General features: G+C 72.5%; 15 protein-coding genes. 5 read left to right on the top strand and 10 right to left on the bottom strand.

Features of this window, described 5'->3' with window-relative positions; genetic code table 11:
• The first annotated feature begins 75 nt into the window (after positions 1-75).
• On the top strand, positions 76-1167 hold the full coding sequence (locus ACGFIR_RS16470; protein WP_393145753.1) for a ferredoxin reductase: 1092 nt from the start codon (positions 76-78) through the stop codon (positions 1165-1167).
• Positions 1168-1181: 14 nt separating this feature from the next.
• Positions 1182-2324: a fatty acid desaturase family protein gene (locus tag ACGFIR_RS16465; RefSeq protein ID WP_393145751.1), complete on the top strand. Its 1143-nt coding sequence runs from the start codon at positions 1182-1184 to the stop codon at positions 2322-2324.
• A 185-nt stretch (positions 2325-2509) separates the two neighbouring features.
• On the opposite strand, the gene ACGFIR_RS16460 is transcribed toward ACGFIR_RS16465, so the two are convergent.
• Positions 2510-4075 carry a polysaccharide lyase family 1 protein gene (locus ACGFIR_RS16460; RefSeq protein ID WP_393145749.1) on the bottom strand — a complete coding sequence of 522 codons (1566 nt, stop codon included), beginning with the start codon at positions 4073-4075 and terminating at the stop codon, positions 2510-2512.
• A 467-nt stretch (positions 4076-4542) separates the two neighbouring features.
• Between ACGFIR_RS16460 and ACGFIR_RS16455 the strand changes: the two genes are divergently transcribed.
• Positions 4543-6360, top strand: a complete 1818-nt coding sequence (locus ACGFIR_RS16455) for an acyl-CoA dehydrogenase (RefSeq protein WP_393003688.1) — start codon at positions 4543-4545, stop codon at positions 6358-6360.
• Between the two features lie 70 nt (positions 6361-6430).
• Here ACGFIR_RS16455 and ACGFIR_RS16450 read toward each other — a convergent pair whose 3' ends face one another.
• On the bottom strand, positions 6431-8119 hold the full coding sequence (locus ACGFIR_RS16450; RefSeq protein ID WP_393145747.1) for a long-chain-fatty-acid--CoA ligase: 1689 nt from the start codon (positions 8117-8119) through the stop codon (positions 6431-6433).
• A 108-nt stretch (positions 8120-8227) separates the two neighbouring features.
• On the opposite strand from ACGFIR_RS16450, the gene ACGFIR_RS16445 reads away from it, so the two are divergent.
• Positions 8228-9856, top strand: a complete 1629-nt coding sequence (locus ACGFIR_RS16445; protein WP_393003684.1) for a glycosyltransferase 87 family protein — start codon at positions 8228-8230, stop codon at positions 9854-9856.
• Here the strand turns inward: ACGFIR_RS16445 and ACGFIR_RS16440 are convergent.
• Together ACGFIR_RS16440 and ACGFIR_RS16435 are read right to left on the bottom strand one after the other, a co-directional pair.
• Positions 9813-9989, bottom strand: coding sequence for a hypothetical protein (locus ACGFIR_RS16440; protein ID WP_393003682.1), 177 nt, complete (start codon positions 9987-9989; stop codon positions 9813-9815). The two genes, ACGFIR_RS16445 and ACGFIR_RS16440, sit on opposite strands and share 44 nt — an antisense overlap.
• A 112-nt stretch (positions 9990-10101) precedes the next feature.
• Positions 10102-10815 carry a spermidine synthase gene (locus tag ACGFIR_RS16435; RefSeq protein ID WP_393003680.1) on the bottom strand — a complete coding sequence of 238 codons (714 nt, stop codon included), beginning with the start codon at positions 10813-10815 and terminating at the stop codon, positions 10102-10104.
• 115 nt (positions 10816-10930) lie between these two features.
• Here ACGFIR_RS16435 and ACGFIR_RS16430 point away from each other — a divergent pair, with 115 nt between their 5' ends.
• A complete protein-coding gene (locus ACGFIR_RS16430; protein WP_393145745.1) occupies positions 10931-11179 on the top strand; it encodes a hypothetical protein in 249 nt (82 codons plus the stop codon).
• A gap of 161 nt (positions 11180-11340) precedes the next feature.
• Here ACGFIR_RS16430 and ACGFIR_RS16425 read toward each other — a convergent pair whose 3' ends face one another.
• The 6 genes from ACGFIR_RS16425 to ACGFIR_RS16400 form a co-directional block, all read right to left on the bottom strand.
• Entirely contained in the window at positions 11341-11676 is a 336-nt protein-coding gene (locus tag ACGFIR_RS16425; protein ID WP_393145743.1) for a hypothetical protein, read from the bottom strand.
• 282 nt (positions 11677-11958) lie between these two features.
• Entirely contained in the window at positions 11959-12615 is a 657-nt protein-coding gene (locus ACGFIR_RS16420; RefSeq protein ID WP_393145741.1) for a response regulator, read from the bottom strand.
• A complete protein-coding gene (locus ACGFIR_RS16415; RefSeq protein ID WP_393145739.1) occupies positions 12597-13718 on the bottom strand; it encodes a hypothetical protein in 1122 nt (373 codons plus the stop codon). Before ACGFIR_RS16415 ends, ACGFIR_RS16420 begins: the two co-directional genes overlap by 19 nt.
• A complete protein-coding gene (locus tag ACGFIR_RS16410) occupies positions 13711-14769 on the bottom strand; it encodes a sensor histidine kinase (RefSeq protein ID WP_393145737.1) in 1059 nt (352 codons plus the stop codon). The genes ACGFIR_RS16415 and ACGFIR_RS16410 overlap by 8 nt, the downstream gene beginning before the upstream one ends.
• Before the next feature lie 207 nt (positions 14770-14976).
• Positions 14977-15885, bottom strand: coding sequence for a sulfite exporter TauE/SafE family protein (locus ACGFIR_RS16405; RefSeq protein ID WP_393145735.1), 909 nt, complete (start codon positions 15883-15885; stop codon positions 14977-14979).
• On the bottom strand, positions 15882-16487 hold the full coding sequence (locus tag ACGFIR_RS16400) for a rhodanese-like domain-containing protein (RefSeq protein WP_393145733.1): 606 nt from the start codon (positions 16485-16487) through the stop codon (positions 15882-15884). The genes ACGFIR_RS16405 and ACGFIR_RS16400 overlap by 4 nt, the downstream gene beginning before the upstream one ends.
• Between the last annotated feature and the right edge of the window lie 22 nt (positions 16488-16509).

Raw genomic sequence — 16509 nt, 5'->3', positions numbered from 1 at the left:
CTCCGCACAAAAAGCCTCGTTGAGTTTACCTTCGCAGGTCAAGATTTTATGCCATTCTGCCGCGACTATCGAATCATGACCACCACCGTCCCGAACCCCTCCGGGAAGGCGGCCCTGCGGGGCCGGATCCTTCGGCTGGCCGCGTCGGTCACCACCCCGCTGCTGCCCGACGACTACCTCGACATGGTCGCCCCGCTGCGCTCCGGCGCCGACCTGCGCGGCCGGATCCTCGCCGTGCGCCCCGAGACCGCCGACGCGGCGACGCTGGTGATCCGGCCCGGCCGCGACTGGCGCGGGCACACCCCCGGGCAGTACGTCCGCCTCGGCGTCGACGTCGACGGCGTACGCCAGTGGCGGGCCTACTCGGTCACCTCCGCGCCGGCGCGTCGGGGCGGGCCGATCTCGGTCACCGTGAAGGCGATCCCCGACGGGGTGGTCAGCAACCACCTCGTCCGCCGGGCCCGGCCCGGGACGCTCGTCCAGCTCGACCAGGCCCAGGGCGACTTCGTGCTGCCGGGCCGGCCGCCGGCCCGGGTGCTCTTCGTGACCGCGGGCAGCGGCGTCACCCCGGTCATGGGGATGCTGCGCGCCGACGTGCTGGGCGGCGCCGACGTCGTCGTCGTGCACTCGGCACCCACCCCGGACGACGTGATCTTCGGCGCCGAGCTGCGGGACCTGGCCGCGCGGGGCGCGATCCGGCTGGTGGAGCGGCACACCGACACCGACGGGCTGCTCGCCGTGGACGACCTCGACCGCCTCGTGCCCGACCACCTCGACCGGGAGACCTGGGCCTGCGGCCCGGTCGGCCTGCTCGACGCCCTGGAGCAGCACTGGACGGCCGCGGGGCGCGGCGACCGGCTGCACACCGAGCGGTTCCGGCCGACCGTCATCGCGACCGGCGAGGGCGGCACCGTCACCTTCGCCCGCTCGGGTGTCACCGTCAAGGCCGACGGCGCCACCCCGCTGCTCGACGCCGGCGAGAACGCCGGGGTGCTGATGCCCTCGGGTTGCCGGATGGGCATCTGCTTCGGCTGCGTCCTGCCGCTGCGCCAGGGCGCGGTCCGGGACCTGCGCAACGGCGCACTGACCACGGCGGTGCCCGGCGACGGCGTCCGCATCCAGACCTGCGTGTCGGCGGCGGCCGGCCCCTGCGACATCGACCACTGACCGGAGTACCTGACGTGACCGTGATCCAGAACAAGCCCGTAAACCCGATCGCCCACCTCACCGCCGAGGACATCGAGACCATCGGCAGGGAACTCGACGCGATCCGCGACCGGGTGCTCGCCGACCGGGGCGAGCGGGACGCCGCGTACATCCGCCGGGTCGTCTCCACCCAGCGCAAGCTGGAGATCGGCAGCCGGGTCGTGCTGCTGTTCTCGCTCTTCCCGCCGGCCTGGATCGTGGGCACGGCCGGCCTGACCGTGGCCAAGATCCTGGAGAACATGGAGGTCGGCCACAACATCCTGCACGGCCAGTGGGACTGGATGCGCGATCCGAAGATCCACTCCACCACCTGGGAGTGGGACATGGCCAGCCCGGCCGAGCAGTGGAAGCACTCGCACAACGAGCTGCACCACACCTACACGAACGTCCTCGGCAAGGACAACGACCTCGGCTACGGCATCATGCGGGTCGACGAGGACCAGCGCTGGCACCCGATGCACCTGGGGCAGCCGCTGTGGAACTTCGTCAACGCCTGCTTCTTCGAGTACGGCATCGCCGCGTACGACCTGGAGCTGGGGCGCAACCTGCGCAAGGGCCGGCACAAGGACCCGGAATTCCGGGCCCGGGCCAAGGCCGTCGGCCGCAAGATCCGCCGGCAGGTCCTCAAGGACTACGTCCTGCACCCGCTGCTGTCCGGGCCGTCCTTCCTGCACACCCTGGCCGCCACCTTCACCGCCAACGTGCTGCGCAACCTGTGGAGCCACTCGGTGATCATGTGCGGGCACTTCCCGGAGGGCGTGGAGACGTTCTCCAGGCGGTCCATCGTGGGCGAGACACGCGGTGAGTGGTACGTGCGGCAGATGCTCGGCTCGGCCAACATCAGCGGCAGCCGGCTGATGCACATCATGACCGGCAACCTGTCGTACCAGATCGAGCACCACCTCTTCCCGGACCTGCCCAGCAACCGTTACCAGGAGATCGCCCCCGAGGTACGGGCCCTGTTCGACCGGTACGGGCTGAGGTACACCACCGGCTCCCTGCCCCGGCAGGTCTTCTCCGCCTGGAAGAAGGTCGTCCGGCTCTCGCTGCCCAACCGCAGGACGCCCGCCCGGGCCGACGACCGTCCCGCCCCGGCCCTCGCCACGTCCGGAGTCTGATCCTCCGCCGCCCGCCGCCCGCCGCCTTCTGCTCGTTGCGGGACGCGCTGGGCGGCGGCGCCGGGTTCGGCCGCGGGGGAAGCAGGGGCCGGGGCGCGGGGGCCGTCGTGTCTGACGACCCCCGCGCCGTCGCCCGGCGACCGGTGGTGGGAGCTGCGGGACCGCCGGTGCCGGACCGCGCGCCGCTAGCCGGCGTACGTCTCGAACTCGGCGACCTTCGGCGCGCCGCCCGAGCTGGTGATCCGGTAAGTGATCTTGGCTAGCGACGTCGCGGGGAAGGTGATGGTGCCCGCCCCGCTGCCGGAGGCCAGCACGGCACCGGTGCCGTGGTTGACGAGCTGCCAGGACCCGATGCTGCCCTGGGTGCCCGACGGCTCACGGATGACGACCCGGGACACCGTGGTCGCGGAACCCCACTTGATCGAGATGTCCCCGGTCGCGCCCTCCGGCGACCAGTAGGTGCTCAGGCTGCCGTCGCGCACGTTGCCGTAGCTCGTACCGCTGGCCTTGCTGGAGCCGTCGGAGCCGGCCCCGATGCTGAGGTTGGTGCCGCCGGGCTGGGTCGGTCCCGGCGTGGGGCTGGTGGGAGCCGGGGTGGGGGTCGTCGGCCCCGGGGCGGGGGTGGTCGGCGCCGGCGACTGTGGCGTGCAGTTGCCGTCCGACTCCCGCAGGCCCATGTTGGCGCCGGCGGTCTGGCGGACGACGTCCGGCACGCAGCTGGCCCCGTCGAGGCGGTAGGAGTACGGGATGCTGACGCTGGTGTTGGAGACCGGGTCGGGGCCGGCGGGGTTGTTGTCGCCGCTGCGGCTGGACCAGGTCACGTTGTCGAAGATGTTGCCGGCGACCTGCCAGTAGCCGGCCTCGCTGGTGTAGAAGGTGCCCAGGACGTCCTTGGAGTTCCGGAAGTAGTTGTTCTCCACCTTGGCCCTGGCCCCGGCCCGGGAGTTGATGCCGGACTCGTGCAGGCTCACGTAGTGGTTGTTGTAGATGTGGGCGATGCCCCCGCGCAGCAGGGGCGTACGGGAGTCGATGTTCTCGTACAGGTTGTGGTGGAACGTGACGAAGCCGTTCGAGCGGTCGGTCTCGCTGGAGCCGATGAGGCCGCCACGGCCGGAGTTGCGCAGGATGCTGTAGGACAGGGTCACGTACTGGGTGTCGTCCTTCATGTCGAAGAGGCCGTCGTACCCCTCCGACTCCCCACCCGAGGCCTCCAGCGTGGCGTGGTCGACCCAGACGTTGCGGACGCCACTCTCCATGCCGATGGCGTCGCCGCCGTTGGACGTGGGTGAGCCGGACTTCTTGACGTTCCGGATGGTCACGTTCCGGATGATGATGTTGCGGGCCTCGCGGATGTGGATGCCCAGCTGGTCGAAGACGGCTCCGGTGCCGACTCCGATGATCGTGACGTTGCTGATCTGCTTGAGTTCGATCACGCCGGCGGCGGTGTTGCAGCTGTTTCCCGACACCTTGGCGGTGTTGCCGTGGTTGATGGTCCCCTGCACCTCGATGATGATCGGGGTGCTGCTGCTGGGCCGGGTGCACAGGGCCGTGTGGATCCCGGTTCCCGTGCTGACGCGTACCGTCTGCCCGCCCGCGCCGCCGGTGGTCCCGCCGTTCTGGGTGGCGTAGCCGGTGGCGGTGCCGACGGCCGCCGACGCCTCGTTCATCGGCAGGGCCGCCACACCGATCGCGGCCCCGACGGCCGTCGTGGCCAGTGCCACCTGGAGTCGCAGGGCGACTGGTCGTCTCATCTCTCGCCTCACTTCGTCTCGAATGCCGGGTCGTGCTGCCACCTGTCGTGGGTCGCGTCGGCGGATCGTCGGGGCTGCTGGCTGCCGGACGGCTCGCTGGTCGACCCTGAGGTGGGGGTGCTGTTCCGATGTGGATCGGGTCGGCGGTCGCGCTCCGGCTCCGACCTCGGGGCCGCGTCGGCCGCGAGGCCACCGTGACCGTGTCGCCGCCCGTTCCGCCCTGTCGTGGTGCCGTCGCCCGGTGCCCGGAAAGCGCTTTCCAGCGAAGGATAGGGAGCCGTCGATAAATCTGGCAAGGGCTTGCCCGGATTGCGGTGTCTTATCCGGGCTCGCCCGGTCGCGGCGGCTGCGGCCCGCACGGCGTCGCATGGTGCGCCGGCCGGCCGGATCAGTCAGGATGACCTGCGCGAGGGCGTCGCCCGGGCCGCGCCGCGGCCGCCGGCCCGTCCCTCGAGGGAAGGAGACCCGTGTCGTCCAGCCTGCTCTCCCGTCGCGACCTGCGCTTCCTGCTGCACGACTGGCTGGAGGTGACCCGGCTGACCGAGCGGCCCCGCTACGCCGAGCACTCCCGGGAGACCTTCGACGACGTGCTGGAACTCGCCGAGCGGGTGGCCACCGAGCGGTTCGCCCCGCACAACCGGGCCGCCGACCTCGCCGAGCCCACCTTCGACGGGGGTCGGGTGCACACCATCCCCCAGGTCAAGCAGGCCCTCGACGCGTTCGCCGAGACCGGGCTGCTGGGCGCCGGCATGGACGCCTCGGTCGGCGGCCTGCAACTGCCGCACGTCGTACGGGCCGCCTGCTTCGCCTGGCTCCAGGCCGCCAACGTCGGCACGTCGGCGTACCCGCTGCTGACCCTCGGCAACGCCAACCTGCTGCTGGCGCACGGCAGCCCGGAGCAGATCGACACCTGGGTCCGGCCGATGGTGCAGGGGCGCTTCTTCGGCACCATGTGCCTGTCCGAGCCGCAGGCCGGCAGCTCGCTGGCGGACATCACCACCCGTGCCGAGCCGCAGGACGACGGGACGTACCGGCTGCACGGCACCAAGATGTGGATCTCCGGCGGCGACCACGAGCTGTCGGAGAACATCGTCCACCTCGTGCTCGCCCGGATCCCCGGCGGCCCGCCCGGGGTCAAGGGGATCTCGCTGTTCATCGTCCCGAAGGTGCTGCTGGGCGACGACGGCGCGCTCGGCGCCCGCAACGACGTCGTGCTGGTCGGCCTCAACCACAAGATGGGCTACCGGGGCACCACCAACACGCTGCTCAACTTCGGCGAGGGCGTGCACCGGCCGGGCGGGCGCCCCGGCGCGGTCGGCTACCTGGTCGGCGAGGCGCACCAGGGCCTGGCGCAGATGTTCCACATGATGAACGAGGCGCGCATCGGGGTGGGCGCCGGCGCCACCGCGCTCGGCTACACCGGCTACCTGAAGTCCCTGGCGTACGCCCGGCAGCGGCCACAGGGCCGCCCGCTGGCCGACAAGGACCCGGCGGCGCCACAGGTGCCCATCGTCGCCCACCCGGACGTACGCCGGATGCTGCTGGCGCAGAAGAGCTACGTGGAGGGCGCCCTGGCGCTGGTGCTGTACTGCGGCCGGCTGCTCGACGAGGAGAAGACCGCGCCCGAGACGGCCGACCGGGAGCGGGCACGCCTGCTGCTGGACGTGCTCACCCCGATCACGAAGAGTTGGCCGTCGCAGTGGTGCCTGGCCGCCAACGACCTGGCCATCCAGGTGCACGGCGGCGCCGGCTACACCCGCGACTACGACGTCGAGCAGCACTGGCGGGACAACCGGCTCAACCCGATCCACGAGGGCACCCACGGCATCCAGGCGCTGGACCTGCTGGGGCGCAAGGTCACCATGCGCGGCGGGGCCGGGCTGGCGCTGCTGGTGGAGACGGTCCGGGCCACGACCACCCGCGCGTGGAAGGCCGGCGGCGAGGTCGCCGAGCTGGCCGCCTCGCTCGGCGCCGCCCTCGACCGGGTCTCCCTGGTCACCCGCCGGCTGTGGGGCACCGGCGATCCGGAGGTGGCGCTGGCCAACGCGAGCGTCTACCTGGAGGCGGTCGGGCACGTGGTGATCGCCTGGATGTGGCTGGAGCAGGTGCTCGTCGTCGAGGCGGCCGGCGGCCCCGGCGACGGCCCGGACGCCGACCTGCACGCCGGTAAGCGGCAGGCCGCCCGGTACTTCTTCCGCCACGAACTGCCCCGCACCGGCCCGCAGTTCGACCTGCTGGACAGCCTCGACCGGACCACCCTGGAGATGCGCGACGACTGGTTCTGATTCGCGCGCCGGGGCGTCGCCGGGCGTCGGGTCCGGGCCGCCGGTGCGGGGCCTGCCCGTCCCGGTGGTCTCAGCCGCCGGCGAGCAGCCGGTCGCGGACCTCGCGGCGCAGGACCTTGCCGAGCTGGGAGCGGGGCAGCTCCTCGACGACGACCACGCGGCAGGGCACCTTGTACCCGGCCAGGTGCCGCCGGCACGCCGCCCGGACGTCCGCCTCGTCGAGCTGGGTCCCCTCGTCGGCGACGACCGCCGCCACCACCTCCTCGCCGTGCTCGCCGGGCAGGCCGACCACGGCGGCGTCGCGCACACCGGGAACGCTACGCAGCGTGTCCTCCACCTCGGACGGGTAGACGTTGAACCCGCCCGTGATGATCAGTTCCTTGATCCGGTCGACCACGCTGACGAAGCCGTCGGCGTCGGTCACCACGACGTCCCCGGTGCGCAGCCAGCCGTCGGGCAGCAGTGCCGCCGCCGTCTCCGCCGGGCGGTTCCAGTAGCCGGCGAACACCTGCGGCCCGCGGACGAGCAGCTCGCCCGCCTCGCCCGGGGCGCGGTCGCGCGACGGGTCCTCGGGGTCGACGATGCGGATGTCGGTGGACGGGAACGGCACGCCGACCGTGCCCGGCCGCCGGGCGGGGGAGACCGGGTTGCCCAGGGCGACGGGCGAGGTCTCGGTCATGCCGTAGCCCTCGACGAGCAGCCCGCCGGTGACCGACTCCCACAGCTCGACCGTCGCCGGGGGCAGCGCCATGGCGCCGGAGATGGCGTACCGGGCCGAGGAGAGGTCGACCCCACGCTCCCGGGCGGCCGTGGCCAGCTTCTCGTAGATCGGCGGGACGGCGGGCAGGAAGGTCGGCGGGCGGCGGCGTACGGCGTCCAGCGTCTGGTCCAGGTCGAAGCGGGGGAAGAGCACCAGCGTGGCGCCGATGCTCACCGAGAAGGTCAGGCAGAGCGTCAGCCCGTACGCGTGGAACAGGGGCAGCACCGCGTACACCGTCTCCTCGCCGTCGCGCAGGCCCGGCACCCAGGCGCGACCCTGCGCCGCGTTGGTCCGCAGGTTCCGGTGGGTCAGGATGGCGCCCTTCGGGGTGCCGGTGGTGCCCCCCGTGTACTGCAACAGCGCCGTGTCGTCGGGGCCGGGGGCGGGGTGCGCGGCGTCGAGCGGGCTCGCCTCGGCCACCAGCCGCTCCCAGGACAGCGCGCCGGGCGCGGGACCCGTCATCGCCGCGCGGGTGGCCCGCGCCCGGGCCAGCGGCAGCCGCAGCGCCCAGCGTTTGCGCCGGGGCAGCGCCCGGGTGAGGTCCACCGCGACCACCGTCTCGACGGCCGTCTCGCCGGCGGCCTCGCGTACGAGGGGGGTGATCCTGTCCCAGACCACCGCGACGCGGGCGCCGTGGTCGGCGAGTTGTCGGGCGAGCTCCTGCGCGGTGTAGAGCGGGTTGTGCTCCACCACCACCGCGCCGAGCCGCAGCACGGCGTAGAAGGCGACGACGTGCTGCGGGCAGTTCGGCAGCACCAGCGCCACCCGGTCGCCCCGGCCGACGCCGAGCCGGCGCAGCGCCTCGGCCGCCCGGCCCACCTGGTCGGCCAGGTCGGCGTACGTGGTGCCGGCGCCGAAGAAGTCCAGGGCGACCCGGGGACCGAACCGGCGGGCGGCGTCGCGCAGCAGGTCGACCAGCGACTCGTCGGACGGCGTGACGCTCGCCGGCACGCCCGGGGCGTAGCTGCGCAGCCAGGGCCGCTCCACGCTCAGGTCCATGTCTCTCCTCCGCCGTACGTCCTGTTCCTACCCCACGGTAACCTACGGTTGCGTAGGTAGCGGTCGAGGTTCCCCCCAGCCGACCCGCGCCGGTCGTACGATCCAGGGGTGCGGGATCGACGGGTCGCAGCGCTCTGGTCGGTGTTCGTCCTGCTCGCCGCCGGGTCGTCGGCGCTCGTCACGCTCCGCCCGGACCGCCTCTCCGACCTGCACATCTATCGTGGCGCGCTGCTGCACCTGCACGCGGGCCGACCGCTCTACGAGTTCGTCGCCGACAACGGCGGCCCCTTCACCTACCCGCCGTTCGCGGCGCTCGTGCTCTGGCCGGTCGCCGCCGTGCCGGAGGGCGTCGTGCAGGGTGCCTGGCTGGTGCTCACCTGCCTCGCGGTGGTCGCCATCGCGGTGCCGGTGGGCCGCGTGCTGGCCGACGGGCACCGCCGGCACCTGGTCGTGCCGGCGGTCGCCTGCGCCCTGATGCTCTCCGCGCCGGTGCAGAGCAACCTGCGCTTCGGCCAGGTCAGCGTCTTCATCGTGCTGCTCGCGCTGCTGGACGGCATGGGCATGGCCCCGGCCCGGCTGCGGGGCGTGCTCGTCGGGGTGGCCGCCGCCGTCAAGCTGACCCCGCTGCTGTTCGTGGTCTACTTCCTCGTCACCGGCCGGTACCGGGACGCCGGGCGGGCCGTGCTGACGTTCCTGGCCTGCGCGGCGCTCGGCGCGGCCGTCCTGCCGGCGGAGAGCGGCACGTACTGGACCGAGGCGGTGCGCAACACGTCCCGGATCGGCAACCTCGCCTCCCTCGGCAACCAGTCGGTGCACGGCATGCTGTTGCGGCTCGGCCTCGACCCGGGATCGTTGCCGGCGCTGTGGGCGGCCCTGGTGGCCGTCGTCTGCGCCGTGGCCCTGCTGCGTGCCCGGCACCTGGCGGCGAACGGGCGGCCCGGTCACGCCGCCGTGCTCGTCGGCTGCGCGACCGTCGCCGCGTCCCCGGTCTCCTGGACGCACCACCAGATCTGGCCGGTCCTGGCGGCGATGCTGCTGATCGGGGCCGCCGGGTTCGCCCGCCGGGTGGCCGGCGCCGCCCTGCTGGTGACCATGGTGGTCTCGCTGGGCGTGGTGCTCGCCCCGGTCTCGCCGACCCCCGGCATCCAGTTCCTCCTCGAGAACGCGCGGGCGCTCGGCGTCGCGACGCTCTGCCTCGCCGGGTTCGGCGGGGCGGCGCTGGCCGTGGCCGGCGCGCGGCGCCGCTCCCCGGCGGCCCGTGGCTGGCTGCGGGCGGGCACCACCGCCGCGCTGGCCGTGGCGTTCTTCGCCGTGCAGCCGCTGCCGGCCGGCGCCGACCCGACCTTCAAGGCGTACGCGCTCGCCGACGTGGACAACCCGCGTTACTTCTTCGTCTGCCGCGGCCCGGTGCAGTGCGCCGCGTACGGCACGGACGCCCCGGTGACGTTCGGCACCCGCAGGGAGAAGACCAAGGTCCGGGTCAACGGCGTGGTGTCGCCCGCCGTGGCCCGGCTGGAGTACCACTCCGCCCCCGGCGGCGCGCCCCGGGTCATCCCGCTGCTGGCGCCCCACCCGGGCCCCCGGACGTTCTCGTTCCGGTCGGCGACCATGGCCCACGGCCGGCTCGTCGCCTACGCCGCCGACGGGCGACCGCTGGCCACCTACGACGAGGAGTTGGCGGCGGCACTCGACGTCACCGGCGCCCGGCGGAGTGGTGCATCGCCTGCCGCCCCTTGACCACGGCCAGGACGACGACCACGGCCAGGGCCACCACGCCGATGATCACCAACCAGCGGACCGCCTCCAGCAGCAGCCCGAGCAGGACGAGCGCGCCCGCGATGACGCCGACGACCCAGAGCATGGTCCGCATGTCCACCTCCGTGACTCCCGACCGCGCCGCGCGGCCCCCGCCCGCCTTCCCGCTGCGCACGGCGGCATGCCGGCGCCGGCCCGGGCGTCCGTCGTCAGGGCGATCCCCGGGGTCAGCGCCGGGCGACGTACACGGTGTTCGCCGACTCCCCGCCGGTCAGCGGGTTGGCGAACGGCACGACGTGCGCCCGCGCGGTGCGGAACACCGTGGCGAGGGTCGCCTCGAAGTCGGGATCGGGCGGATCGTCCGACCAGAGGGCGAACACCCCGTCGGGGTGCAGATGGGCGGCGAGCCGGCGCAGCCCCTCCGACGTGTAGAACGCGGCGTGGGTGGGGTGCAGCACGTTGCGCGGCGAGTGGTCCACGTCGAGCAGCACGGCGTGGAACCGCCGCCCCGGCTCGCGCGGGTCGAAGCCGCTGCCGTCGGCGACGGCGGCGAAGAAGTCGGCGTGCACGAAGCGGGTACGCGGATCGGCGGCCAGCCCGGCGGCGAAGGGCAGCAGTTCCCGACGGTGCCAGTCGATGACGTCCTCGATCGCCTCCACCACCAGCAGCGAGCCGACCCGGTCGTCGGCGAGCGCGGTGCGGGCGGTGTAGCCGAGCCCGAGGCCGCCGACGACCACGTCGAGGTGCTGCCCGGTCAACGGGGCCAGGCCCAGCCGGGCCAGCTCGATCTCCGCGACGGGGAAGAGGCTGGACATCAGGAACTCGTCGTCGAGCTTGACCTCGTACACCTCGACGTCGAGCGACGGGTCGCGGCGCCGACGCAGGCTGATCAGGCCGATCGGCGTCTCCCGCCAGGCCAGTTCCTCGAATCGCACTCCCACGGGCGGGATGCTACCCGGCGCGCCCTGGTGCACCCGCGCTGAACGTCGCGCGGGCAATCCTAGTCACTGCGCCCGGCAGGCCCTCGCCGAACCCTGACGGGCCCACCATCATCTGATGCAGCAGGATGACGAGATGGCCGCCGAGGACGCCACCCCAGATCGCATGACCGAAGCGGAGATTCACCAACTCGCCAGGCTGCTCGCACGGTACGCGGCCCAAGAGTTGGACCAGTTCGAGCATTGGTGTGTCGAATCGCCGTACGGCCCGGTGTTCATCGACATCAGTCGACGATGCGCTCCAGGCACCGAAGACGCGTACCACGTCCTCTGGCCCCTACCCGGTCAACCCCGCGACCCGCACTAATCTCGCTTGAACCCGCGAGACCACGGCGCCTGCACCAGACCGCCGAGCGATCTCCTGCTGGAGTACCAGAGCACTCGCGGTTCGACGAGGCGTGCACGGTGGCAGCGCGGAATGGGGTCGAAGGGCGACCCCTACCACCGATCTTCGACCCCATTCTGCGCCTAGCCGTTGTTGAGGATCCAGGTGTACCCCTGGCAACCGACCAGAGCGTCGCACGAGTACAACCTGATCCCGCTGCCGCGCCCGCCGAGCGGGTTGGGACTGGTGCTGTCCTCATAGAATTCCTTGTTGCAGTAGCCCCAGACCCCCGTGGTCAGATCGTTGCTGCACGTGCCCCTGCGGTAAAGCACCCAGGTGCTTCCGTTGTGCAGCCAGTTCTCCCACTGGGCATAGTGGCCACGGCCGTTGGTGTAGGTGTCCACCACCCAGAACTTGTCGCCGTACTTCTGGAAACACGACTTGCCGTACGGGCCGGTCTGGCACACGGAACTCGACAAACCGGGTGACGACGCGGCCACCACCTGGTCGTTTTCTCATGCGGCTGCTGTCACGTCACCGGTACCCACGGATGCGCCGGCGCTGGTCGCGACGAGAGCAGTGACCGCAAGTACGGCCCCTGCCGCTGCCGCCGTGATGCGGTTTCGTAGCTTCCCCATGATTTCCTCCGATCGGGTCATGAAAGGACTGCGGAGCTATTCCGTCTGTCCTCTGCCCGAAGGCTAGGGCGGGGCAGCAGGGTGCCGTGACGGTCGATCGACCCACGGCCCGTGTCAGGTGCGCTACAGCTCTTCCAGCCGGACCAGGCCGTCCTGAATGGCCCGGGCGACCAGCGCCGCTTTGGTGGAGGCCGGGCGTCCGGCGTTCGCATAGCGGATGCGGACCCGGTCGATGTAGCTGTTCACCGTACGCACGGACAGGCCGAGCTTGCGGGCCACCATCTCCTTGGACTCACAGGCGAACCAGTTGACCAGCACGTCGACCTCTCTCGGCGTGAGTCGCGGCCGGTCGGGCCGGGCGTCCGTGCTGATGGCGCGGGCCATGGACGGGGAGGTGTAGGGCAGGTCCTGGCCCGCCGCGCGGATCGCGGGAACCAGGTGCCCGGGCCCCTCAGTCTTGGCGAGGCAGGTGAGTGCGCCGAGGTCGAGACAGGTGAGGAAGGTGTCGCGATCCTCTCGCATGGTGTAGACGATCACTCGACGGCCGGCGTCGACGAGCCGCCGCAGGTCGGGGTACGCCGGGACCTGCCCGTTGAGCAGCAGGTCGAACACGATCACGTCGGCGGACAGACCCGGATCCGTCCACGCCACCGCCGGTGTCCTGCCGGCTTCGACAACCTGGACCGGCGGTTCGGCCGCGCCGCACCACGCCTCGATCCCGGAGATGATCGCGGGGTGGTCGTCGATGACCACCACCGTGTTCAGCCCCGCGCTTGCCATGTGGCCTCTACCCACACTTTCGCACCGTGTACGAGTCGGGTGACGGTCACCCCGCTGTGCACGGCGCCGCCTGCCGGATCGCTGTCGGCGGGATCGCTGGCGTCGGCGTCGGCGAGGAGACTCACCGTGACTCCGGTCGCCGAGCCGAGCACCGTGACCCGCATCTCGGAGGTGACGTTCGGCAAGATGCGCAACACGGGCTCCGTCAACGCGCGACGTACCGCCAGCGGTGGTGTCGGCCGTTCCCCGCACGTCCCGAGGTAGATCGCGACTCCGTGGCGTTCCGCCGGATCCAGGCAGGCGCGTAGTTCGTGCAACAGCGGATCGGCCGCCTCGTCATGTTCGGCGAACAGACGGCGTAACCGTGCCGCCGCCACGGCGTAGGCGCTGCGGGCCCGCTCGTCGCCCAGGTTCACCGAACCGGTCGTCAGGTCGGCCAGCAGCGGTATGGACGTGGTGGCGAGGTCGGCGTATCTCAGCCGGCGGTCGGCATGCAGGTGCTCCGCGATGGCCTCGGCGGTCCGCACCCGCTCCGCGTCGGCGGTGGCGGCCGACGAGGTGGCCACGAGGCCGCGCAGCGCCTTGGCGCCGGCCAGGACCGGCAGTTCGCAACCGAACATGATCGCGGTGACGACCACCAGGTCGGCGGTCTCGTGCCCCTGTCCGAGCAGCGCCAACTGCGCGAAGCTCGCGACCGTGTACGTGCCGAGGAAGACGGCCGCACCCACGACGCTGTGGTCCACCAGCAGCAGGATCCCGAACCAGCCGATGACGCCGTAGGACCATTCCTCTTCCGACATGAGTTCGGCGGCGGGGATTCCGGTGGTCGCCAGCACCGCCGCCGCGATCACCGCCGCCACCAGGACCCAGCGCGGCCGGCCGAGCGGTTCGTCCCGCAGGATCCGCACCCCGGCCACGACGGCGACCACGGTGAGGATCGCGAAGGCGAGCACCTGCTGGGCCGGGCTGCTGTAGGTCTCCGAGCCCGTCGCCAGCAACGGCAGGGCGAAACCGAACAGCGTGGTGACCGTGATCCCCAGCGTGGCCAGGCGTAGGCCGCGCAGCAGCTTCGCCGCCATGAGGTGAGCGACCGGCTCAGTCATCCGGGACCTCCAGGGAAATCCGGGTGCCGGCGCCAGGACGGGACGTCACGACCGCTCGTCCGCCGACCCGTGCCATGCGTTGCGCTATGGACTGCGACACCCCGCGCCGGTGTGGCGGTACCCGTTCCGGCGCGAAGCCCCTGCCCTGGTCGGAGACCTCCACCAGGATCCGGTCCCCGGCTCGCCTGACCACCAGTACGGCGGTGTCGACGCCGGCATGGCGCGCCACGTTCGTCAGCGCCTCCCGAGCCGCCGCGCTGATCGCCGTGGCGGGGATCGCCGGCATCGGCACGGCTGCCGGCGAGTGCACCTCCACTGCGACGGGGGCGTGCCGCGCCACCTGGTCCAACAGCCGTACCAGGTCCGTGTCGCCGTCGGGGAGGTCCGGCTGCGCGGCAAGGATCTCCAGGTCGCGGGCGGCCTGTGCGGCCAGCCACGGCTCGGTGCCGTCGACCATGCGGGTGCCGACCGCGAGCAGGGTGGCTGCCGCGGTGTCGTGCAGTACCGCCAGGTGCTCCCGTTCGTCGGCACGTCGGGCCGCCGCGACCGCGGCGTCGCGCCGGACCCGTTCGCTCGCCGCGACGGTCCGGTCAGCCTGCTGGGCTCCGGCCCGCACGAGCAGGAACAGCACCCTGGACAGGCCAGCCTCCGCGAAGGTCCACAGGCCGAGCGGAACGGTGCCCGGCCACGTCCCGGGCAGGGCAAGTGCGTTTCCGGCCAGGTGCGCCACCACGACTGCGGTGGTCAGCAGTACGCCGCCGGCTGCGGTCGTGAGCCACTGGTGCGCGATGGCCGTGACCGTCACGACGGCGAGGACCCAGTTCGTACTGTCCACCACCGCGTCCGGCGGCACGGTCCAGCGCTGGGTCAGGCACAGCAGCATGATCACCAGGGTGTCCACGGGCAGGAGCCACCCGCGGGAGCTGAAGCGGACATACACCACGCTCCAGGCGGCGAGCCCGGTGGCCACGCCCACGACCAGCGCGCGCCGGTCGGGGGCCGCCTGGAACAACGCGGCGCCGCTCACACAACTCAGCGCCGTGGTGCGCATGAGGACCGCGTAGCGTCGACCCAACCGGCGCAACTCGCCTTCGGTGGCGCCGGCAGGCTGCGGTGGTAACGGACCCGGTCGCCATGCGCTCATGACGGCGTCCCGTCCTTCGACCGCATCGGGCTCATCCCGGGGCGGAGCGGGAGCGTCGTGCGCGCCCGGGCCGACGACTACCTGCTCGAACGTCCACCAGTGTCAGCGTAATTCTTACATCGATCCCTGTCTGTGCCCAGTCGTATTGGAGTCAGACGACACCGGGCGCGGCGGAACCCGCTGGCGTCTCCGTCGCACCCCGGCGACCGCCACTGCCACCACCACCGTCGCCGTCGCGACGGTCCACGGCAGCGGGGCCGTCCGTAGTTGTTCGGGCAACTGCTGGGCCAGCACGAAGACGCCCATCGCCGCCACGAACCAGCCGAACGCGGCACGCAGCACGGCCTCCGGGACGCGCCCGGCCAGCCGGCCGCCGGCCAGGCTGCCGACGACGGCGGCGGCGGTCACGGCCGTGGCCAGGCCCGGGTCGATGTCGACCGTGGACAGGTAGCCGGCCAGCCCCGCGAACGACTTCATCGCGATGACCACGAGTGAGGTGCCGACCGCGACCGGCATCGGCAGGCCGCCGAGCAGCGCGAGGGCCGGCACCACCAGGAACCCGCCGCCGGCGCCGACCAGCCCGGTGACCAGCCCGACCAGCACGCCGTCGAGGAGCACCCGCGCCATGGGCAGCTCACGCCGTTGCCGCCCCGGGCCGGCGCGCCGACCGCGCAGCATGGCCGTCGCGGTGGCGAGCATCATGACGGCGAAGCCGGCGAGCAGGACGGCGGCCGGGACGTACGCGGCGAGGCGGCCACCGGCGTACGCGCCGGCCATGCCCGCCGCCCCGAAGAGCAGGCCGGTGCGCCAGCGGACCCGACCCGCCCGGGCGTGCGGCAGCGCGCCCACGACGCTGGTCACCCCGACGACGAGCAGCGAGGTGGCGATCGCCTCCCGGGCCGGCAGGTCGGCGACGTAGACGAGCAGCGGTACGGCGAGGATGGATCCGCCGCCGCCGAGCAGGCCGAGGCTGACCCCGATGAGGACGGCCAGCGCGACGGTCAGCGCGAGGCCGCCGGTCACGGCAGCGGCCGGGGCGTTGCGGGGTCCCCCAGCCGGCTGACGAGGGTCTGCACGTCGCAGCTCGCGCCGCGGTTGTAGGGCAGCCTGCCGAGCAGCATGCCCATTGCGCAGGTGTTGGTGACGGCGGCGAAGGTGAGGCCGGCGCCGATGAGGCCGGCGACCCACTTCAGGCCGGGTACGAACACCGAGCCCAGGATGCTGAGCAGCACGATCGAGCCGGCGACGAGGCGGACCTGCCGCTCCAGCTCCCAGCGGGGCGTGCCCCGCCGCACCGGTCCCTGGGCGGCCTGCCACGCGGTCATGCCCCCGTCGAGGACCCTGAGGTGGGGCAGGCCGACACCGGCGAGGGCCTCACCGGCCCGGGCGGCCCGGGCACCGGAGCGGCAGATCAGCACCACCGTCTCGTCGAGGTGCCGCCGCAGCTCCTCGCGGTGCTCCCTGAGCACGTCGAGCGGGACGTTGTAGGCGCCGGGGACGTGGGCCGTCTCGAACTCCGCGGGGGTGCGCACGTCCAGCATGCGGGGGGCGCGTCCGGATTCGATCAGCTCGCGCAGCGTGCCGGCGTCGAGGGTGGCGGGGTGAGTGTTCGGTGAAGTGTCCATGTCTCCTCGTCAAGGGGATGCA

The organism is Micromonospora sp. NPDC049051 (genome assembly GCF_043197575.1).
In the GTDB taxonomy this organism is placed as follows: domain Bacteria; phylum Actinomycetota; class Actinomycetes; order Mycobacteriales; family Micromonosporaceae; genus Micromonospora.
This window is presented reverse-complemented; position numbering and strand designations above follow the sequence as displayed.